Source organism: Roseicyclus marinus (assembly GCF_036322625.1).
In the GTDB taxonomy this organism is placed as follows: Bacteria; Pseudomonadota; Alphaproteobacteria; order Rhodobacterales; family Rhodobacteraceae; genus Roseicyclus; species Roseicyclus marinus_A.
This window is the reverse complement of the sequence record NZ_AP027266.1, coordinates 437,024-456,413: the sequence shown is the minus strand read 5'-3', so window position 1 is coordinate 456,413 and position 19,390 is coordinate 437,024. Positions and strand designations below refer to the sequence as shown.

The 19,390-nt window shown below is 64.8% G+C and carries 18 protein-coding genes and 1 riboswitch; of the genes, 4 read left to right on the top strand and 14 right to left on the bottom strand.

Annotated elements, in window-relative coordinates:
* Positions 1-43: 43 nt before the first annotated feature.
* From AABA51_RS02195 to AABA51_RS02150, 10 genes are all read right to left on the bottom strand, one after another.
* Entirely contained in the window at positions 44-1,048 is a 1,005-nt protein-coding gene (locus AABA51_RS02195) for a branched-chain amino acid ABC transporter permease (RefSeq protein ID WP_338273979.1), read from the bottom strand.
* A gap of 4 nt (positions 1,049-1,052) precedes the next feature.
* Positions 1,053-1,922 carry a branched-chain amino acid ABC transporter permease gene (locus AABA51_RS02190; protein ID WP_338273977.1) on the bottom strand — a complete coding sequence of 290 codons (870 nt, stop codon included), beginning with the start codon at positions 1,920-1,922 and terminating at the stop codon, positions 1,053-1,055.
* A 63-nt stretch (positions 1,923-1,985) separates the two neighbouring features.
* Positions 1,986-3,161 (bottom strand): ABC transporter substrate-binding protein, encoded by a 1,176-nt coding sequence (locus AABA51_RS02185; RefSeq protein WP_338273975.1) that lies wholly within the window; start codon positions 3,159-3,161, stop codon positions 1,986-1,988.
* Between the two features lie 47 nt (positions 3,162-3,208).
* A complete protein-coding gene (gene benD, locus AABA51_RS02180; protein ID WP_338273973.1) occupies positions 3,209-3,985 on the bottom strand; it encodes a benzoate diol dehydrogenase BenD in 777 nt (258 codons plus the stop codon).
* Positions 3,982-5,004, bottom strand: a complete 1,023-nt coding sequence (gene benC / locus AABA51_RS02175) for a benzoate 1,2-dioxygenase electron transfer component BenC (protein WP_338273971.1) — start codon at positions 5,002-5,004, stop codon at positions 3,982-3,984. Before benC ends, benD begins: the two co-directional genes overlap by 4 nt.
* Positions 5,005-5,078: 74 nt before the next feature.
* On the bottom strand, positions 5,079-5,594 hold the full coding sequence (gene benB, locus AABA51_RS02170) for a benzoate 1,2-dioxygenase small subunit (RefSeq protein WP_338273969.1): 516 nt from the start codon (positions 5,592-5,594) through the stop codon (positions 5,079-5,081).
* A 14-nt stretch (positions 5,595-5,608) separates the two neighbouring features.
* The gene (gene benA / locus AABA51_RS02165) at positions 5,609-6,991 is read right to left on the bottom strand and encodes a benzoate 1,2-dioxygenase large subunit (protein WP_338273967.1); all 1,383 of its coding nucleotides are present in this window, start codon (positions 6,989-6,991) and stop codon (positions 5,609-5,611) included.
* Between the two features lie 35 nt (positions 6,992-7,026).
* Positions 7,027-8,211, bottom strand: coding sequence for a muconate/chloromuconate family cycloisomerase (locus tag AABA51_RS02160; RefSeq protein WP_338273965.1), 1,185 nt, complete (start codon positions 8,209-8,211; stop codon positions 7,027-7,029).
* Positions 8,212-8,313: 102 nt separating this feature from the next.
* Positions 8,314-9,576: a D-amino acid dehydrogenase gene (locus AABA51_RS02155; protein ID WP_338273963.1), complete on the bottom strand. Its 1,263-nt coding sequence runs from the start codon at positions 9,574-9,576 to the stop codon at positions 8,314-8,316.
* A gap of 91 nt (positions 9,577-9,667) precedes the next feature.
* Positions 9,668-9,753: riboswitch (glycine riboswitch) on the bottom strand.
* A 60-nt stretch (positions 9,754-9,813) separates the two neighbouring features.
* Positions 9,814-10,284, bottom strand: coding sequence for a MarR family winged helix-turn-helix transcriptional regulator (locus AABA51_RS02150; protein ID WP_338273961.1), 471 nt, complete (start codon positions 10,282-10,284; stop codon positions 9,814-9,816).
* Between the two features lie 191 nt (positions 10,285-10,475).
* Between AABA51_RS02150 and AABA51_RS02145 the strand changes: the two genes are divergently transcribed.
* The 3 genes from AABA51_RS02145 to AABA51_RS02135 all read left to right on the top strand — a co-directional run bounded on the left by AABA51_RS02145 (position 10,476) and on the right by AABA51_RS02135 (position 13,513).
* On the top strand, positions 10,476-11,501 hold the full coding sequence (locus tag AABA51_RS02145; RefSeq protein ID WP_338273959.1) for a TRAP transporter substrate-binding protein: 1,026 nt from the start codon (positions 10,476-10,478) through the stop codon (positions 11,499-11,501).
* A 222-nt stretch (positions 11,502-11,723) separates the two neighbouring features.
* On the top strand, positions 11,724-12,224 hold the full coding sequence (locus tag AABA51_RS02140; protein ID WP_338273957.1) for a TRAP transporter small permease: 501 nt from the start codon (positions 11,724-11,726) through the stop codon (positions 12,222-12,224).
* Positions 12,221-13,513 carry a TRAP transporter large permease gene (locus tag AABA51_RS02135; RefSeq protein ID WP_338273955.1) on the top strand — a complete coding sequence of 431 codons (1,293 nt, stop codon included), beginning with the start codon at positions 12,221-12,223 and terminating at the stop codon, positions 13,511-13,513. Before AABA51_RS02140 ends, AABA51_RS02135 begins: the two co-directional genes overlap by 4 nt.
* A 93-nt stretch (positions 13,514-13,606) precedes the next feature.
* On the opposite strand, the gene cynS is transcribed toward AABA51_RS02135, so the two are convergent.
* The 4 genes from cynS to AABA51_RS02115 are packed head-to-tail and all read right to left on the bottom strand — an operon-like array spanning position 13,607 to position 17,248.
* On the bottom strand, positions 13,607-14,077 hold the full coding sequence (gene cynS, locus AABA51_RS02130) for a cyanase (RefSeq protein ID WP_338273952.1): 471 nt from the start codon (positions 14,075-14,077) through the stop codon (positions 13,607-13,609).
* 31 nt (positions 14,078-14,108) lie between these two features.
* Positions 14,109-15,011 (bottom strand): ABC transporter ATP-binding protein, encoded by a 903-nt coding sequence (locus tag AABA51_RS02125; RefSeq protein ID WP_338273950.1) that lies wholly within the window; start codon positions 15,009-15,011, stop codon positions 14,109-14,111.
* A 14-nt stretch (positions 15,012-15,025) separates the two neighbouring features.
* Positions 15,026-15,859 carry a nitrate ABC transporter permease gene (gene ntrB / locus AABA51_RS02120; protein WP_338273948.1) on the bottom strand — a complete coding sequence of 278 codons (834 nt, stop codon included), beginning with the start codon at positions 15,857-15,859 and terminating at the stop codon, positions 15,026-15,028.
* A 3-nt stretch (positions 15,860-15,862) separates the two neighbouring features.
* Positions 15,863-17,248, bottom strand: coding sequence for a CmpA/NrtA family ABC transporter substrate-binding protein (locus tag AABA51_RS02115; RefSeq protein ID WP_338273946.1), 1,386 nt, complete (start codon positions 17,246-17,248; stop codon positions 15,863-15,865).
* Between the two features lie 204 nt (positions 17,249-17,452).
* Here AABA51_RS02115 and AABA51_RS02110 point away from each other — a divergent pair, with 204 nt between their 5' ends.
* Complete coding sequence (locus AABA51_RS02110; protein WP_338273944.1) at positions 17,453-19,321, top strand: sigma 54-interacting transcriptional regulator; 1,869 nt, start codon at positions 17,453-17,455, stop codon at positions 19,319-19,321.
* The last annotated feature ends 69 nt before the right edge of the window (positions 19,322-19,390 follow it).

Genomic DNA, 19,390 nt, shown 5'->3' with positions numbered 1-19,390 from the left:
CGTGACATGCACCGCGCCGAAGCTCTTGGTCAGGTTGCGCGTCTCAAGCATCGGTCGAAACCTCCTTTTTTGCGGGGCTGCGGGTGGCGTCCGTCAGGCGGCGTTCTATGGCAGCCCCCCAGCGCGCCTCGACCCAGCCAAAGATGCCATTGGCCCGGCTCATCACCACGGCGATCAGGATGACGCCGACGACAAGGTGCCAATAGGTCGTGATCTCGCCCAGCTCGTGCTTCATCACGACAAAGGCCGCAGCACCCACCAACGGTCCCACCAGCGTGCCCAGCCCGCCCAGGATGACGACGACCAGCGCCTCGCCCGACACGGTCCAGTTCAGAAGGCCAGGCGAAATGAACATGATGTGCTGCGCGGCCAGAACACCCGCCACGCCCGCGATGATGCCCGACAGGCCAAAGACATCGGCCTTGATCCGCCAGGTGTTCAGCCCCAGCGCCTTCATCCGCTTCTCGTTGTGCATGACGCCCGAGAGCGACCGGCCCAGCCCCGAGCGCAGGATCGCGACGGAAAACAGATAGGCCAGCACGACGACGGCAAGACAGAAAAGCGCAAAGGTCCGGCTGTCGTTCAGGTCAAGACCGATGGCGCCCAGATCGAACCGGTCAATTCCGCCCATTCCGTCATCGCCCCCGAACAGCGGCGATTCAAACACGTAGGAATAGGCCATCTGCCCAAAGGCCAGCGTCGCCATGATGAAATAGATGCCATGGCTGCGCGCGCAGATCGCGCCGATGACCCAGGCCATCGCGGCGGTGATGGCCACGGCGGCCAGCGCCGCAAGCCACGGATCGAGCCCCGCCAGAGTGCCCAGCGCGACGAAGGCATAGGCCCCCACGCCCATCAGCGCGCCGTGGCAGAGCGAGACCATGCCACCGAAGCCCGCGACCAGGTCAAGCGCCAGAACAAGGAGGCACAGGATTAGGATTTCGATAAGAATTTCGAGCCCAAAGTAACCTGCCGTAAAGGTTTGGACGAGCGCGGCAACCGCAAGGATGGCCAGAACCGCGTAGCGAAGAGGGGTGTGACGGAACATGCGGTTATCCTTTCGCGGGGAACAGGCCCACCGGCTTGATCACGAGGACCGCGGCCAAGAGCGCGTAGATGAGAACGGAGGCAAGCTGCGGCGCGAGCACCGCGCCGAATGTCTGGACGAACCCGTAGATCAGCGACCCCGCGACCGCGCCCTTGAGCGAGCCAAGGCCCCCGATCACGATCACGATCAGCGTGGGGATCAGGATCTGCAGACCCATGCCGGGCGTCACGCTAAGGAGCGGTGCAGCGACCGCACCGGCCAGTCCCGCCAGCGCGCAACCCACGCAAAAGACGACGAAAAACAGCCGCTCCACGTTGATGCCAAGGCAGGCAGCCATCGCGTCATTGTCGACGCCCGCGCGGATCATCGCACCGATCTGCGTGCGCGACAGCACCAGCGCGAGTGCTACGAAAATCGCGCCCCCGAGCAGGATGATGAACAGGCGATAGGCCGGATAGCTCACGCCCAAAAGATCGACCTGCCCCGACAGCACCTGCGGCATGGACATGGCCAGCGCCAGATCGCCCCAGAAGATGCGCGTCAGATCAAGGAGCGCGAAAATAAGCCCGAAGGTCACCAGGACCTGCGCCATCGGCCCGGATTTGCGCATCCGCTGGATCAACCCGCCGTAAAGCACGACCCCCACCAGCGCGACGCCGACAGGGGCGGCTATGATCGCGACCCAGAACCCCGCAACGCCTGCGATGCTCGCCGCGATATAGGCCCCCAGCGCATAAAGCGCCCCATGGGCAAGGTTGACGAAATGCATCAGCCCGAAAATCACCGTCAGGCCGATGGAGAGCAGGAAAAGCAGCATGGACAGTTGCAACGCGTTCAGCGTCTGCAAGGTCCAGAACGACAGGTCTTGGGTCATGGCAACGCCTCGTGACAGCATGGGAAAAGGGCCGCCCGATCGTGTCGGGCGGCCCGCCGGGGCTCAGTTCGTGGGCAAGGACGGCATCTGGCAGCCGTTCACCGGATCGGCCTCGGCCGGCAGTTGCGCCAGAACGGTCTGGGTCATGCCGTTGGCACCCTGAACCGTTTCATAGACGTAGATCGGCTGGACCACGTTGTTGGTCGCCGGATCGATGGACAGCGCGCCGCGCGGGCCGTCGAAGCTGACCTGACGCAGCGCCGCGCCCAAAGTTTCGCGGTCGCGTGCGCCGGTTTCCAGCGCCTCGATCAGGGCGCGGGCGGCGTCATAGCCCTGCACCGCATATTCCGACGGCACCCGGCCCGTGGCATCGCGGAACGCCGCGACAAAGGCCGCGTTCTCGGCATTGTCGATGGTCGGCACGTAATGCAGCGCGGTGATCACGCCCTCGGCCGATTGTCCCTGCGCATCGACATAGAGCTGCGAAGTCAGGAAGCCCGAGCCGTAAAGCGGCAGATCATCGCCCGCGCCAAAGCTTGCGTATTGATTGACAAAGGAGATCGCCTCCCCGCCCGCGTAGAAGACGAAAAGCGCATCCGCACCCGAGGCCTGCGCCTGCGCGATATAGGGGCCGAAATCCTGCGTCTGCTGGAAGGGCGTGTAGTCGCTGCCGACGATGGTGCCGCCTGCCTCGACAAAGGCCCCGGTGAAGCCCTCGATCATCTGGCGACCGGCGGCGTAATCGGGGGCAAGCGTATAGACCGTTTCGATCCCCTGCTCGGCCATCCAGCGGCCCATCGGGCGGTTCACCTGGCTGTTGGAGAAGGACACGCGGGTGATCCACGGGCTGCAATCGACCCCGGTGGCGGCATCATTGCCCGCATTGGCGACTATCAGCGGCACGCCCGCGCCGTCGACCATGTCGCGCACGGCGCCCAGCACGCCCGAAGACACGACACCGACGATGGCGTCCACGTCACTTTGCAAGATCAGCTTGCGGGTGCGGGCAAGACCCGTGGCGGGCGTCACCTCGGTATCCTCGCGGTGGAGGATGATCTCGACATCGAGGTCGTTGCCATAGGTCTCGAGGCCCAGGGCAAAGCCCGCCTCGATCTCGTTGCCGAGCGCGGCATAGACGCCCGAAAAGGGCAAAAGCACGCCGATATCGACCGTGTCGGCAGCGGCAGGCAAAGCGAGGGTGGTGGCGGCCGCAAGGGTCGCCAGGGTTGCGCGTTTCATTGTGGTGGTTCCTCCGGTTGAATTAGGTGGTCGGCCCCTCCCCGGGCCTAGCCAAGATCGCCCCCGCCGACCGGCAGCGTGACGCCGGTGATGTAGGAGGCATCGTCCGACGCCAGGAACAGGATCGGGCCTGCCTGTTCGTCGAGCGTTCCATAGCGTTTCATCAGCGAGGACTGGATCGTCTGATCGACGATGGTCTGGTACCAATCCTGTGGCTGTTCCTGTGCCGCATTCGGGTTGCGGGGCGTGAGCCGCGGGGGGGCTTCGGTGCCGCCCGGTGCGGTCGCCACCACGCGGATGCCGCGTTCGGCCACTTCCCAGGCAAGGCTTGCGGTGATCGCGTTCACGCCGCCCTTGGCCGCTGCATAAGGCACGCGGTTCAGGCCACGGGTGGCGATGGACGAGACATTGACGATCACGCCCGCGCCCTGCGGCAACATGTGGTCAAGCGCCGCCCGGCAGCAGTAGATCGTCGGGAAGAGCGACCGGCGGATTTCGGCGTCGATCTGGTTCGGCTCGTAATGCTCAAACGGCTTCGCCCAGATCGTGCCGCCCACGTTGTTGATCAGGATGTCGATCCGGCCCCAATGGCGGACCGCCTCGGCCATCGCCGCGGCACAGCCGTCCCACGTTTCCAGATCGGCGGCAAAAGCCTCCGCCTCGCCACCGGCCGTGCGGATCGCGGCCACCACGTCATTGCGGTGGTCCGAGCGGTCGACGACCAGAACGCGCGCGCCCTCGCCCGCCGCGCGTTCGGCGACACGGCGACCGATGCCTTGGGCGGCCCCCGTGACGACCATCACCTTGTCGGCGAACCGGGTCATGCCGCGACGGCCTCGGCTTCGGTGGGGTTGAACTTCTCGTAGAAGAAGTTGGCGGGCTCGATCCCCAGGGTGGTGAAATGGGCGCGTACGGCATCGACCATCGGCGGCGGACCGCAAAGGTAGACATCCACATCGCCCGCGTTCAGGTCATCGGCAGTCAGGTGGTCGGTGACGAAGCCCTTTTTCGGGTGATCATCCTCGGCTGCGGCAAGGATCGTGATGACCTCGACCTTGCCGATCCGGGCGGCCAGCGCCTGAACGCGGTCCAGCTCCACCAGATCGGCGGCGCGGGTGACGGCGTAGTAGAGCCGCACGGGCTGGTCGCTGCCTTGCTCGGCCAGCTGCTCCAGCATCGACAGGAAGGGGGCAAGCCCCGTGCCGCCCGCAAGCCACAGCTGGGGCCGCGTGACGGGGCGCAGGTAGAACGCGCCCATCGGACCCGTCAGCGTGACGGCATCGCCGGGTTGCGCGCGCTCGGCCAGATAGCCGCTCATCACGCCACCGGGCAGGTTGCGGATGAGAAAGCTCGCCTCGTCGCTGCCGGGGGCCGACGAAAAGGAATAGGACCGATGCGCCTTCGTGCCCGGCACGGTGACGTTGACGTATTGGCCGGGCAAAAAGCCCATGGGCCGAGCCAGTTTCACCCGCAGGCCAAAGGACGTGTCCGACAGGCGGTCAACGCCCAGAACCTCGCCCTGCACCGCCTCGGGCGCGGTCTTGCACACGGCCGACGAGGCCGGCACGCGGATCACGCAATCGCTTTGCGGAACCATCTGGCAGGTGAGCACGTAGCCTTCGGCGGCTTCCTCGTCCGACATGGATTCGTCCATGTAGAATTCGAGCTCGTACTCACCCTTTTCGGCGAAGCATTTGCAGGTGCCGCAGACCCCGTCGCGGCAATCCATCGGCAGGTTGATCTTTTGCCGGAACGCGGCGTCGGTCACCTTTTCGTCACCGTCACAGGTGATGACGCGGGTGACGCCATCCTCGAAATTGAGCGCGATGTTGTAGCTGGACATTTGGCAAACTCCTCCCTTGGCCGCGCGGCCCCTCCTCGGGCGCGCGCGGCGCGGTCAGCCCCGGCTGGCGGGGATCAGATGTGGTAGACGTCGATCACGTGGTGGATACGGTCGTTCTTCAGCACCACCTTCTTGTCGGTGATGAGCGGCCGCCCTTCGGCGGTGTCGATCGTGTAATAGGACGTGCCCCAATGCTGATCCGTCTTGCCGTAGCGGTAGGACAGCGTCAGCCAGTTGAAGCGTAGCCGGATCGTCGTGCCGTCGCGCTCCACAACCTCGATATTCGACAGGTTGTGGTTGGTGCGCGGCTCGGGCAGCGACGTGGCCGAGGACCGGTCGGTCTTGATCCGGAACACGCGATCCTCGATCCCCTGCTTGTTGGGGTAATACATCAAGGACATCTCGTTCGCCGGGTCTTCGGTCAGCTGGTCCTCGTCATCCCATGCGGGCATCCAGAAGGGGCAATCCTTGTGGTAGAAGCTCAGCCAGGTATCCCAGTCGCGATCATCGAGCGCGCGGGCCTCGGCATGCAGAAAGGCCTGGATCTCGTCAAAGGTCATCTCGGCACGGATGGGTGTGGTGATGGTCATTGTCTGGTCCCTCCTCATTCGGCCGCGACGGCGGGGGCGGTGGTGCGTTCCTTGGCGATGGCGTCCGCCATCCGCTCGGTCCACTGGCTGTGCTGGATGACGAAAAGCCCCTCGTCCTCGGTCCGGGCGCCGGACAGGATCGGGTTCACGCCCAGGGCTTTCGCGTCTTCGTCGGGCCCCTGGATCCACTGGGTGGCACCGCGCGTCAGGTCGTTCCACTTGGCATGCGCGGCACCTGCATAGCCCCGCTGGGTGGCGCGGAATTCCTCGGTGTCGTCGGGGGTCGCCATGCCGGACGCGTTGAAGAAATCCTCGTACTGGCGGATGCGGCGGGTGCGGGCCTCCTGCGGCTCGCCCTTGGGGGCGATGCAGTAGATCGTCACCTCGGTCTGGTCGACGCTGATGGGGCGGAACACGCGGATCTGGCTGGAAAACTGATCCATCAGGAAGACGTTGGGATAAAGGCACAGGTTGCGCAGAACGCCCACCATCCATTCGGCCTTGGTCTGCCCGTATTTTTCCGTCCATTCCGCCAGGCGCGGATAGTTGGGGCGGTTGGTCGGATCGGCCCATTGCGTCCACAAGAGCAGGTGACCGTTCTCGTAGGAATGGAAACCGCCGCGCTGCTTGGACCATTTGGAGGCGTCGGTCGCCTTGATCTGGTCCTCTTTCCCATCCTCGGTCCGGTGGGCGGTGGTGGCGACGTAGTTCCAGTGCACCGAGGACACGTGATAGCCATCGGCCCCGTTTTCGGCCTGAAGCTTCCAGTTGCCGTCATAGGTATAGGTGGACGCGCCGCGCAGCACCTCGAGCCCGTCGTCGGCCTGGTCCACGATCATGTCGATCATGTGCCGCGCCTCGCCCAGATATTCTTCGAGCGGTTTCACATCGGCATTGAGCGAACCGAACAGGAAGCCGCGATAATTCTCGAACCGCGCGACCTTGGTCAGATCGTGGCTGCCGTCCTTGTTGAACTGCTCGGGGTAGCCCGCGCCGTTCGGGTCCTTCACCTTCAAGAGCTTGCCGGTGTTGGAAAAGGTCCAGCCGTGGAACGGGCAGGTGAAGGTCTTCTGGTTGCGCCGCTTGAACCGGCACAGCATCGCGCCCCGGTGCGAGCAGGCATTGACCAGCGCGTTCAGATTGCCGTCCTTGTCGCGGGTGATGACGACAGGCGTGCGGCCCATGTGCAGGGTGAAATAATCGCCGGGGTTCGGGATCTGGCTTTCATGGGCCATGTAGATCCAGTTGCCTTCAAAGATGTGCTTCATCTCCAGCTCGAAAAGCTCGGCATCGGTGAACATGTCCCGCCGGGCACGGAAAATGCCGTTTTCGGGATCGTCCTGCACCATGCCGTCAAGACGGTTGGACAGGTCGTCGAGTGTGCTTTGCGTGAACATGGCGGGTCTCCTCCCTTTTGGCGTGGTCTTGCGGGCTATGCGCCCGCCGCCGCGACGCGGGTCGTGCGGTCGCGGCGGTAGAATTCGATCTTGTCGGGGTCGAGGGCTGCACCGATGCCGGGGCCTTGCGGCACCTCGACATGGAAATCGCGGTAGATGATGGGCTGGGCCAGGATGTCGGCGGTCAAAAGCAGCGGTCCGAACAGCTCGGTTCCCCAATCCAGCCGCTCGACCGTGGCAAACAATTGCGATGCCGCCGCCGTGCTGAGACCGGTTTCCAGCATCGTGCCGCCGTACAGGCCAAGCCCTGCGGCCTGCCCGATCGCCACGACTTCGGCCGCGCGCTTGAGGCCACCCGATTGCGCGATCTTGACCGCAAAGACATCGGCGCCCCCCCGGCTGGCCACGGCCAGCGCATCCTCGGGACCATTCAGCGCCTCGTCGGCCATGACCGCGATCTCGTAGGCGCGGGTCAGCTCCGCCATGGCATTGAGATAGCGGGCCGCGACGGGCTGTTCGACCAGGGCGCACCCGGCATCTTGCAGCGCGGGCAGCCCGCGACGGGCATCGGCCAGGGTCCAGGTCTGGTTCACATCCACGCGGATGCTGGCGGCATCGCCCAGGGCGGATTTGATCCGCGCGACATGGGCCACATCCTCGGCGACGGAGCGCTTGCCGATCTTGAGCTTGAAGATGTTGTGGCGACCCTTGGCGATCATCGCCTCGGCCTCGGCGATGTCGGTGTCGGAATTGCCCGAGGCAAGCGTCCAGGCCACCGGCAGGCGGCTGTGGACGGCACCGCCGAACAGCTGCGCGACCGACACGCCCAGCCGCTTGCCCAGACCATCCCAGAGCGCGATTTCAACGGCGGTCTTGGCGATGCGGTTGCCGCGCGCGACATGGTCCATCAGCTGGATCGCGCCGTTCACATCATCGGCGGCGCGGCCCGTCAGGGCAGGTGCCAGATAGGTGTCGATGGCCGAGCGGATGCTTTCGGGGCTTTCGGGACCATAGCTCAAACCGCCGATGGTCGTGCCCTCGCCCAAACCTTCGGAGCCGTCGGAAAACCGGATGCGCACCAGAACGGCGGTCTGGGTCCGCATCGTCGCCATCGACAGGACATGCCCACGGATCGTGGGGATATCGAGGATGAGGGTTTCGATGCGGTCGATCGTGGTCACTTGGGTCACCGTGTCTGGCGTTGCTTTGAGCCGGACCATGCTTGCGGGGGGTGTGATCTGTCGATGACGCGCCGGGTCTTGGTCGATACCCTGAGGCGCGATGTGCGGCAGACCCGGACGCGCGGGCCTGCCGCAGGGCGGTCACTCCGCCGCCATCCGCAGGGATTGCGGGCGGACGGGGGCAAGGGCCGCATCCGCACTGACGGCTTCGGCCAGCATCTCGGCGGTGGCCGCCGACAGCGTCCAGCCCAGGTGCCCGTGGCCGGTGTTGTAGAAGACGCGCGGGCGACGGCCTGCACCCACCTTGGGCATCATGTTGGGCATCATCGGGCGCAGGCCCGCCCATGGGATCGCATGTTCGGTGCTGACACCGGGAAAGAATCGCTCGCACCATTTGACAAGCGGGCGGATGCGATCGTCGCGGATATCGAGGTTCGTTCCGTTGAATTCCGCCGTGCCCGCGATGCGGAACCGGTCGCGGCCAAGCCGGCTGGTGACGATCTTGGCCTCGTCATCGAGCAGGCTGACCCAGGGCGCGGCCTCCTGGCTTGCCGGGTCATCGAGGCGGACGGTGATCGAATAGCCCTTGACCGGGTAGACATTCACCCGGTCGCCCAGCATCGCGGCAAAGCGGCGGCTTTCCACCCCGGCGCAGATCACGATGGCGTCGAAATCCTCGGCCTGACGATCGGCGCCGTTGACCCATGTCACCCGCACACCGGCGCCGGTATGGGCCAGCGTCTCGATCTCGGTGCCAAAGCGCAGATCGGCCCCCTCGCCCGCGATGCCCTGGGCCAGACCCATGGTGTAGCGATGGATATCGCCGGTGAAATCGCTGTCGGTATAATAGCCGCCGACGAAATCGCCCGAGATGGCGGGCTCGAGACTGCGGATCTCTTCGGCCGTCACGGCGCGGCGCGTCAGACCCGCCTCCGCCAACAGCGCCGTCACCCGCCCCGCATGGTCGAATTCGGCGCGGTCGGTATAGATGTGCAGGATGCCCCGATCCTCGGCGTTGAAGTCGAAGCCGTAGCGCGCGGCCTTTTCCTTGAGCAGGCCACGGGCGGCAATTGCCATGCGGGCGGTCGCGATGGTATTGTCGCGATACTGGGGGATGGCGGCGATGAATTCGGCCATCCAGCTGTACTTGTGCCAGCTGGGCTTGGGGTTCACGAGCAAGGGCGCGCCCCGCATCATCATCCAGCGCATGCCCTTGAAGACGGTGGCCCAGCGGTTCCACGTCTCGGCGTTCGAGGCCGACAACTGCCCGCCATTGGCAAAGGATGTCTGCATCGCCGCATAGCGGTTGCGGTCGAAGATCGTGACATCATGGCCCCGGTCCATCAGGGACGAGGCGGTGGAGACGCCGGTGATGCCGGCGCCGATTACGGCTATCTTGGTCATGTGAACCTCCCGCGACCAAAGGGTTTCATGCCCGCCTTGCGGCGGGGTTTCCCCTCTGTTGCGGGTGTTCTTTCTCCCGCTTCAGATCGCCCTGCGCGTCCCGGTCCTTTTGCCTGAGAGGTTCCGGGGGGTTGCTCCTTCGGCGCCGATGATCTCGGCCTCTCGCGGGACGGCTGGTATGGCGGGGCCCGTGTAGCGGATACTCATTCTCAAATCAAGATTATCTTGACTTGAGAATTACTCCTCCAAGAGCCGCTCACGATACGCATCCGAACTGACCCAGGCTGCCAGCCGCTCCAGAAGCGTGTTGAGCGTGTCCAGCTCGGCCCGGGACAGGGGATCGGTCAGGATCGCCTCCAACCTGTCCGAGACACCGCGCGCGATGCGGCGGGCCTCCTGGCCCTTCTCGGTGGTGTGCAGCTCGAAGACGCGGGCGTCATCGGGCGCGTTCTTGCGTTCGATCAACCCCGCCCCGATCAGCGACTGGATCAGGCGCGAGGTCAGGCTGCGTTCGAATCCCGTGACGCGGGCAATGTCGCGAAAGCTGGTGCCGGGCGTGTCGTCGATCAGGCGCAGAACCCGCAATTCGCGGATGCTGCACCCGGTCTCGCGCAGGAAAATCTGGTCGTTCGCCGCGATGGCCTGATCGGCAACGATGTTGAGCTTGTAGGTAAGCCGCTCGTTCCGAAAGGTTTTCTGACCGCTCATCCTGCCCCGCCCCGCTGTGCCCGTGCTTTCGGTATCACCCGATACCTTGGGCATCATCGCCGCCTTTATCTCAGCATGCAACAGTCTCAGCACATTATTCTCAAACTGCAACTATCGCAACGCCGAAACCGACCCGCCGGAGGAGCGGCGGTCAGGCCGCGACAGGGGCCATCGCCAAGGGAGATCCAACCATGACCTGCACCCTACGCCGCACCACCGCGCTTGCCACGGCACTGGCGCTCATGACAGGGGCCGCCAGCGCCCAGAACCTGACGATGTCGTCCTGGGTTCCGCCGACGCATTTCCTGCACACCGATGTTCTGGTGCCCTTCGCCGAACAGGTTGCCGAAGTGACCGAAGGCCGCGTGACCGTCACCATCCTGCCCGCGCCGCTGGGCGGCCCCGCGCAGCATTGGGAACTGGCGCGCACCGGTGTGGCCGACATCGCTTGGGGCAATTTCACCTATGAACCCGAACGTTTCGTGTCGCTGTGGTTCGCGGAATTCCCCAATGCCGGCACCAATGGCGAGGCACAAAGCGTGGCGCTCTGGCGGACCTACCAAGCCCATCTGGCCGATCTGCCGGTCTTTGACGGGGTCGAGATGCTGGCCGTCGGCATGTTCGGCGGGGGCCAGTTGCACCATGGCTCGGCCCAGATGCTGACGCCCGAGGATATCGCCGGGCAGAAATTCCGCATGGGCGGCCCGATCCAGGAACGGCTCCTGACCGAACTGGGTGCCGTGCCGGTCGCGGCCCCCGCCACGCGCGCCTACGAGATGCTGGAAAGCGGCGTCATCGACGGATCGCTGCACACGATGGAATCGGTCGTGAACTTCCGCCTTGAGGATGCGCTGACCCATCACACGATCTTCCCCGACGGGTTCTATGACGCGACCTTCTTCGTGGTGATGAACGGCGCCCGCTGGGACAGCATCGCCCCCGCCGATCAGGCCGCGATCGAGGCCATCGCGGGTGAAACGCTCTCGGCCACCTGGGGCCGCCAGTTCGACCTGCAAAGCCCCGCCGCGACCGAGGCGCTGGCCGCCGCCGGTCACACCATCACGCAAGCCTCTCCCGAGCTGATCGCGGCGGTGGACACGATCCGCGACGCGATGGTCGCCGACTGGATCGTCGCCGCAGCCGAGGCAGGCGTCGCCGACCCCGCGACCATGATGGGTTTCTACATGGAAACCTACGAGGCGCTGGCCGCCGAATAGAGCATGTCGCGCAAAAGTGGGAACCGGTTTTGGGCTCCCCGGACATGCGAAATCAAGAAGCATGTCGCGCAAAAGTGGGAACCGGTTTTGGGCTCCCCGGACATGCGAAATCAGAAGGTTGGAGCGCGACGCGTGACTGCGAATGAACGCGCCGCGCTCCAAGGCATCGGGCCGCAAAGGGACGGGTCCATCCCCGTCCCGCTTTCGGGGGAGGATACCCACATGCTTTCAACCGCCTGGGCGCTGCGGCGCGCGGTCGAGACGGTCATGGCCATCGTCCTGATGTCCATGGTCGTGCTGACCTTTGCCGATGTCATCGGCCGCCGCCTCTTCGGCGCCCCGATCTACGGCGCACATGACATCACCGAACATCTGATGGCGCTCGTGGTCTTTTGCGGCCTGCCGCTGGTGACGGTCGCGGGCGCGCATCTGACCATCGACCTGTTCGACCGGCTGATCGGCCAGGCCTGGATGGGCTGGTGGCGGGCGCTGATCGCCCTCTTGGTGGTGGGCATCCTGTGCCTTCTGGCCTGGCTCTTCTTGCGCCACGGCCTCAATGCCGCCCGCATCTCCGAGGTGAGCCAGGCGCTGCGCCTGCCGCGCGGGCCGCTCTACCTCTTCATCGGGGCAAGCTTCGCCCTCTCCGCCCTTGCCGCAGCCGCCATCGCCATCACCGGACCGATGGTCGACCCCGCGGACAATCACGAGGAGGATCCGCTGTGATCGTCGGAACGATATCCATGGCCGCGGCGATCCTGCTGGCCTTTCTGCGCGTTCCCCTGGGCTTTGCCCTGCAGGCAGTGTCGGTGGCGGGCATCGGCTTCGCGGTGAACTGGAACGTCGCCTTTCAACTCCTGCCCTTCACGATTTCGGATGCGGTGCTGAACTACGATCTGGCCGTGGTGCCGATGTTCATCCTGATGGGCAACATCATCGCCAAGACCGGCATCGCACAGGACCTGTTCCGCGCCGCCCATGCCTTTGTCGGCCATGTGCGGGGCGGGCTGGCGCTCTCGACCATGATGTCCTGCGCGGGCTTTTCGGCGGTCTGCGGCTCGAGCTACGCGACAGCCGCCACCATGGCCAAGGTCGCCTATCCCAGCATGAAGCGCTACGGCTATTCGCAATCGCTGGCGGCTGGCACGATCGCGGCGGGCGGCACTCTGGGCATCCTGATCCCGCCGTCGATCATCATGGTGGTCTACGGCATCCTGACCCAGACCAATATCGGCGATCTCTTCGTCGCGGGTGTCGTGCCGGGGCTGATCGGGCTTGCGCTCTACCTGGTGGTGATCCGGCTCATCGCCGCGCGCAATCCGTCCGAGGCCCCGCAGGGCGCGGCAAGCGGCTGGTCCGAACGCTGGCGGTCGCTGGCGGGCGTCTGGCCCTTCCTCTTGATCTTCGGGCTGATCATCGGGGGGCTCTACGCCAAGCTCTTCACGCCCACCGAAGCCGCCGGGATGGGCGCGGGCCTCGCGCTTGTCGTGGCGGTGATCGGCGGACGGATGTCATGGCGGATGCTGCGCCGGGTCATCGTGGACACGGCCTATACCTCGATCTCGCTCTATACGGTGCTGTTCGGTGCGCTGATGCTGTCCAAGCTGCTCACGCTGTCCGGTCTTGCCGCCGGTGTCCTGGGCCTGGTCGAGGCGACGGGGCTTGAGGGGATGGCGCTGATCCTCGTGATCCTTGCGGTGTTTCTCGTGCTGGGCTGCGTGATGGATTCGATGGCGATCATCCTGATCTTCGTGCCGCTCTTCGCGCCCATCGTGGTGGCCCAGGGCTTCGATCTCGTGTGGTTCGGCATCCTTGTCATCGTGGTCACGGAAATCGCGCTGATCACGCCGCCCGTGGGGATGAATGTCTTTGTCCTGAAAGCGGTCTTGCCCGATGTGCCGGTCGCCCGCATCTTCCGGGGGCTTGTGCCCTTCGTCGGTGTCGACCTCGTGCGGCTCTTGCTCTTGCTGGCCTTTCCGGCCCTGACGCTCTGGCTCGGAACGACCATGGCCTGAGCGCCATGGACTGAGCGCCACGCTGAAACGGCAATCGGCGGGCCATGGCCCGCCGATCGTCTTTTGGGGGTTCGGGCACCGGATCGGGTGCGCCTACCAGCTGTTGTAGCCCAGGAACTTGCCCGACATTTCCAGCTTCACCCGGTCGCCCTTGGGGTTTTCCACGCGGGTGATCTGCATGTCGAAATCGATGGCCGACATGATGCCCACACCGAATTTCTCCTCGATCAGCGCCTTGATGGTCGGCCCGTAGACGCCGACGATCTCATAGAGGCGGTAGATGCAGGGATCGGTCGGCACGGCCTGCGACCAGACCTTGGTGGGCGGCTCGGTCATGACGGAAACCGCCTCTTGCGGCAGGCCCATTTTGGCCACCAGAAGCTCGGCCTTGTCCTTGGGAAAGGCATTCATCCCCATGCAGGCCGAATGGGTCCAGACGGGCGACATGCCGATGCTGTCGGCAATGCCTTCCCAGGTCAGGCCGGCCTGTTTCTTGGCCGACAGGATCATGACGGTCACGTCTTCCATGGTCATCATGACGGGGCGTTCGAACGTGTCTTTCATCGCTGTCTCTCCTCTTGCGAATGGGGCGGCGTCACTCGTTGACGGCGCGCAGCCGGGCCTCGGGTTCGGGGTCGCCGGCGGGCTTTGTCTTGTCGATCACGACGGTCTCGGGCGATTGCGTCTCGCCGCCCGAAGGCTGGCCGGACAGCGCCTTGGACCGCTGCCCGAGGAACTGCACCAGGTGGTTGCGGATCGGGTAATAGTTCGGATGCTCGATGATCTCGGTCCGGTTACGCGGACGCGGGATCGTGATCTCGACGCTTTCGGCGACGCGGGCATAGGGGCCGTTCGTCATCAACAAGATGCGGTCGGCCAACAGGATCGCCTCGTCGATGTCATGGGTGATCATGAACACCGTCTGTTCCGTCTGGCTCCAGACCTTGAGCAATTCCTCCTGGATCGTGCCCCGCGTCAGCGCATCCAGCGCCCCGAAGGGTTCGTCCAGCAGCAAGAGCTTGGGCTGGTTGGCAAAGGCGCGCGCGATGGACACGCGCTGCCGCATGCCCCCCGACAACTGGCTGGGCTTGCGCAGAACCACGTCGCCCTCCAGCCCCACCATCGCCAGGTATTTGCGCGAATGCGCCTCCACCTCGGCCTTGGACCAATCCTTGTGCCGCGCCTGCACCCCGAAGGAGACGTTTTTCAACGCCGACAGCCAGGGCAGAAGCGAATAGTTCTGGAACACCACGCCCCGGTCCAGCGACGGGCCCGATACCTCGGCCCCGTCCATCGTCACCACCCCCGATGTGGGCGAGGCGAGACCGGCAAGAATGTTCATGATCGTCGACTTGCCGCAGCCGGAATGACCGAGGATGCAGACGAATTCCCCCCGCTCGATCCCGAAGCTGGCATTCTCGAACACCGTCGTCTGACCGCCCGCGGCATCCGGGTAGGTCTGGGTCAGGCGTTCCACGCTGAGAAAGGGTTTTGCCATGGGTCCTGTCCTCCTTATTCCGCGTAGGCCACGACCCGCTGGAGCGCGCCAAAGGCGCTATCCAGGGCCATGCCGACAATGCCGATCATGAGGATCGAGAAGATCACCGACGTAAGGTCGAGATTGTTCCACTCGTTCCAGACGTAATAGCCGATGCCGGTTCCCCCCACGAGCATCTCGGCCGCCACGATCACAAGCCATGCAATCCCGATGGAAATCCGCATCCCCGTGACGATGGTGGGGGCGGCAGCAGGCAAGATGACCTGGAATGCCGTGCGCAAGGCGCCCAGCTCATGGGTTCGCGCCACGTTGACCCAATCCTTTCGCACGCCCGCCACGCCAAAGGCGGTGTTGAGCAGCATGGGCCAGATCGAACAGATGAAGATGACGAAAATCGCGCTCGCCTCGCTGTCGCGGATGACGAACAGCGCAAGCGGCATCCAGGCCAAGGGCGAAATCGGGCGCAGCACCTGGATGAACGGGTTGAGCGCGCGATAGGCCACGGGCGACATGCCGATCAGGAACCCCAGCGGGATCGCCACCGCCGCCGCCAGCAGGTAGCCCGACAGCACGCGGTAGATCGAATAGCCGATCTGGATGCCGATGCCCTTGTCGTTGGGGCCTGCATCGTAGAACGGGTTCGACAATTCCTCCCAGGCCTTGGCCAGGATGTCGGAGGGCGGCGGGATGGCGGCACGCGGTGCGCCGCCCCCCATCAGCCGTTCGTATTCCGTCATCTCGGTCGCCAATTGCTGCGGCGGGATCGCGGCCTCCCAGAACAGGAGGCCGACGACCAGGATCACCACGGACAAAAGCGCGCCACGCTGGTTGATGCTGAGGCTTGCCATGGCTCAGGTCCGCCGGATCGCGAAGCTGTCGATATAGCCCACCGGATCCGCCGGATCGAAGGTCTTGCCCATGATCGTATGGGTCCGATAGGTCTCGGTCGGGGCCTCGTAGCCCAGATCTTCCATGATCCGCCGCGCATCCGACGCAAGGTAGACCTGCTCGGCCACCGCGCGGTAATCGATGTCGTTCTCGATATAGCCCCAGCGGCGCATCTGCGTCAGGATCCAGACGCCCATGGAATGCCACGGGAACGGGTCGAAATCGATCCGGTCGGGCACGCGCTGCACATTGCCCAGACCATCGGCAAAGGTGCCGGTCAGAACCTGCTGGATCACCTCGACCGGCTGGTTGAGGTAATTCTCCGGCGCGATGGCGGCCGAGATCTCCTCGCGGTTGGCCGGATCGCTGGCATATTGCGTCGCGTCGATGATCGCCTTCAACAGCGCGCCATAGGTGTTGGGCAGCTCCGTCGCAAAGGACAGGGGCGCGGCAAAGGCGCAGCACGGATGCCCTTCCCAGATGTCCTTGGTCAGCAGGTGGATGAACCCGATCCCTTCCCAGACCGCGCGCTGGTTGAACGGGTCGGGCGACAGGAACCCGTCCAGGTTCCCGGCCCGGAGGTTCGCCACCATCTCGGGCGGGGGCACGACGCGGATCTGGATGTCGGTATCGGGGTCCAGCCCGAATTCCGCCACGTAGTAGCGCAGCAGGAAATTGTGCATCGAATATTCGAAGGGCACGCCGAATGTCATGCCGCGCCACTGGCTCGGGTCGCGCTTGTCGAGGTGGTCATTGTGCAGGACGATGGCCTGCCCGTTGACGTTCTCGACCGCCGGCATGATGTAAGGCGCCGCGACCGACCCCGCGCCGAGCGTCATCGCCAAGGGCATGGGCGTCAGCATGTGGGACGCGTCATATTCCCCCGACAGCGACTTGTCGCGCGCCACGGCCCAACCGGCGGTCTTGATGACCTGCGCATTCAGGCCGTAGCGCTCGTAGAACCCCATGGGCTGGGCCATGATGATCGGCGTGGCGCAGGTGATCGGCACGAAACCGATGTTCAGGTCCGGCTTTTCCGGCGGCCCGAGATTGTCAAGGATCGCGGCCTTGGCCGCATCCATCGGAAAGACCGAAGCCAGGATCGAGGCAAAGGTGCCGCCGCCCAGCATCCCCATGAAGGCGCGGCGCTGGATGTCGTTATGGCCGAAAACAGACCGCACCACGGCGCTTTCGATGGCCCGTTCGACCATCTGCTCGGCGGACATCGTGGTGACGGCGCGGGAAGCTTCGGCCTGCGCATGGGCCGCGCAACCATCGCAACCGCAATCGGCACCATGGCGAAGATCGGTCTTGTCTGAGAACGGGTTCCCAAGGCTCTTGACGGACATGGCTCATCCCCTGTGTTGAATGTCTGTCCCCATCATGAAAGCCGATCGCCCAAGGGAAAAGCATGTGCCTAACATTTAGGCATTTTATGAATTTCCATTTATTTCCAATGGTTAGATAGATCGCATCATCTGCAAATATCACGAATTTTCGTAATTTACGAAATATCGTGATGCCCTGCCGCGTTGCAGCACTACACTTCGGCCATGCTCGACACGCCGCTCACATTCGATTCGCTGGTCGCCACCGTGCCCGAGGCGGCACTGGTGCTCGACACCGCCACCGACCGCATCACCACGCTGAATGCCGCCGCCCGCCGGATGCTCGGCGCGGGCGCGGAACCGGGCGCGGTGTTCTCCGCCTGGCTGGGTCCCGCGCTCCCCCGCTTCATCGTCTTCATCGAAGAGGTGGACCACCGCGGCGAGGCCTGGACACGCGACGCGGACCTGCTCGTCGACGGCCACCCCCTGCCCTGCGAATTGCGCGCCCGCCGCATCCGCGCGGCCGATACCCATGTCTTCGTGATGCTGCTCGACCTCGACGAGCTGGAACGCCGCGCGCAGATGGTGGAAACCGTGCGCCTGCATCGTGCGGGCATCGAGGAATGGAAACGCGCCCATGATTTCTTTGCCGAACTGGAACACCAGAACCAGCTGATCCTCAACGCGGCGGGCGAAGGCATCTACGGCGTCAACGCCGAGGGCAAGACCACCTTCGTCAACCGCGCCGCCCAGGAAATGCTGGGCTGGACGACCGAGGATCTCTTGGGCAAGCCGATCCACGACATGATCCACCACCACCATATCGACGGCGAGATCTACCATTCCCATGATTGCCCGATCTACCGCTCCTTCCGCTTCGAACAGGTGAACCGGATCGAGGACGAGGTGTTCTGGCGCAAGGACGGGTGCCCGATCCGGGTCGAATACGTCTCCACCCCGATCTACGACCAACAGGTGCTGGCCGGCGCCGTCGTGATCTTTCGCGACATCACCGAGCGCAAGGAAAACGAGAAACGCCTCCACGACGCTTTGGCCGAGATTGCCAGCCTGCGCGACCGCCTCGAACAGGAAAACGCCTACCTCCAGGAGGCGATCACCACCGAACGCGCCCATCATGACATCATCGGAACCTCGCAGGCGGTCCGCCAATTGCTCATGCGCGTCGAATTGGTGGCGGGCACGGATGCGACCGTCCTCATCTCGGGCGAGGCGGGCACCGGCAAGGCGCTTGTGGCCCATGCGATCCACAACGCCAGCCCCCGGCGCAGGCGTCCCCTGATCCATGTGCGCTGCGGCTCCGTCGCCCCCGGCGCGATGGAGGCGGAATTGTTCGGCCAGATCCGGGGCGCCTATCCCGGCGCGTTGCGGGACAAACCCGGCAAGCTGGAACTGGCCCATGGCGGCACCCTCTTTCTCGATGACGTAGAGGAATTGCCGCCCGAGGTTCAGGGCCAGTTGCTGCGCGCCCTGCAAGAGCGCGAGGTCACACGCCTTGGCGACACGCGCGGCCGCAGCCTCGATGTGCGCGTGATCGCCGCCTCGACCAAACCGCTCGACCGCGAGGTCGCGGCAGGCCGCCTGCGCGAGGATCTGAACCTCTGGCTCAACGTCTTTCCGGTCTTCTGCCACCCCCTGCGCGAAAAACGCGAGGATATCCCCGCCCTTGCCGCGCATCTTCTGGGCCTTGCCGCCAAACGGATGAACCGCAAGCCGCCCGTGATCACCCAGAACGTGATGGAACGGCTGATGGGATACGACTGGCCGGGCAATGTCCGCGAATTGCGCAACGTGATCGAACGCGCCGTGATCGTGTCGCAAGGGGGCAAGCTGATCGTCGATCTCGGCACACCCGACACGCGGTCGCGCCAGACCAACCGCACGATCCGGACCGAGGCCGACCTCGAGGCCGACATGCGCCGCGCCCTGATCGATTGCCTGCGCGAAACCGTCGGAAAGGTGTCCGGGCGCGCAGGTGCCGCCGAGCTGATGGGCATTCCCGCAACCACCTTCTATTCCCGGATGCGCAAATTCGGCATCACCCGGGCGGATTGGGACAGCGACGACACGCCCTGACCGCGATCCGGCAAAGAGCCCCGCCTCACCGCGCCGCCCGACAGTCTTTGGCGCGCGCCCTGCCCCCGT

Excerpts from the sequence above, each read along its gene's own strand:
- AABA51_RS02195 (WP_338273979.1), bottom strand. The coding sequence starts at position 1,048 with ATGTTCCGTCACACCCCTCTTCGCTACGCGGTTCTGGCCATCCTTGCG.
- AABA51_RS02190 (WP_338273977.1), bottom strand. The coding sequence starts at position 1,922 with ATGACCCAAGACCTGTCGTTCTGGACCTTGCAGACGCTGAACGCGTTG.
- AABA51_RS02185 (WP_338273975.1), bottom strand. The coding sequence starts at position 3,161 with ATGAAACGCGCAACCCTGGCGACCCTTGCGGCCGCCACCACCCTCGCT.
- benD (WP_338273973.1), bottom strand. The coding sequence starts at position 3,985 with ATGACCCGGTTCGCCGACAAGGTGATGGTCGTCACGGGGGCCGCCCAA.
- benC (WP_338273971.1), bottom strand. The coding sequence starts at position 5,004 with ATGTCCAGCTACAACATCGCGCTCAATTTCGAGGATGGCGTCACCCGC.
- benB (WP_338273969.1), bottom strand. The coding sequence starts at position 5,594 with ATGACCATCACCACACCCATCCGTGCCGAGATGACCTTTGACGAGATC.
- benA (WP_338273967.1), bottom strand. The coding sequence starts at position 6,991 with ATGTTCACGCAAAGCACACTCGACGACCTGTCCAACCGTCTTGACGGC.
- AABA51_RS02160 (WP_338273965.1), bottom strand. The coding sequence starts at position 8,211 with ATGGTCCGGCTCAAAGCAACGCCAGACACGGTGACCCAAGTGACCACG.
- AABA51_RS02155 (WP_338273963.1), bottom strand. The coding sequence starts at position 9,576 with ATGACCAAGATAGCCGTAATCGGCGCCGGCATCACCGGCGTCTCCACC.
- AABA51_RS02150 (WP_338273961.1), bottom strand. The coding sequence starts at position 10,284 with ATGAGCGGTCAGAAAACCTTTCGGAACGAGCGGCTTACCTACAAGCTC.
- AABA51_RS02145 (WP_338273959.1), top strand. The coding sequence starts at position 10,476 with ATGACCTGCACCCTACGCCGCACCACCGCGCTTGCCACGGCACTGGCG.
- AABA51_RS02140 (WP_338273957.1), top strand. The coding sequence starts at position 11,724 with ATGCTTTCAACCGCCTGGGCGCTGCGGCGCGCGGTCGAGACGGTCATG.
- cynS (WP_338273952.1), bottom strand. The coding sequence starts at position 14,077 with ATGAAAGACACGTTCGAACGCCCCGTCATGATGACCATGGAAGACGTG.
- AABA51_RS02125 (WP_338273950.1), bottom strand. The coding sequence starts at position 15,011 with ATGGCAAAACCCTTTCTCAGCGTGGAACGCCTGACCCAGACCTACCCG.
- ntrB (WP_338273948.1), bottom strand. The coding sequence starts at position 15,859 with ATGGCAAGCCTCAGCATCAACCAGCGTGGCGCGCTTTTGTCCGTGGTG.
- AABA51_RS02115 (WP_338273946.1), bottom strand. The coding sequence starts at position 17,248 with ATGTCCGTCAAGAGCCTTGGGAACCCGTTCTCAGACAAGACCGATCTT.
- AABA51_RS02110 (WP_338273944.1), top strand. The coding sequence starts at position 17,453 with ATGCTCGACACGCCGCTCACATTCGATTCGCTGGTCGCCACCGTGCCC.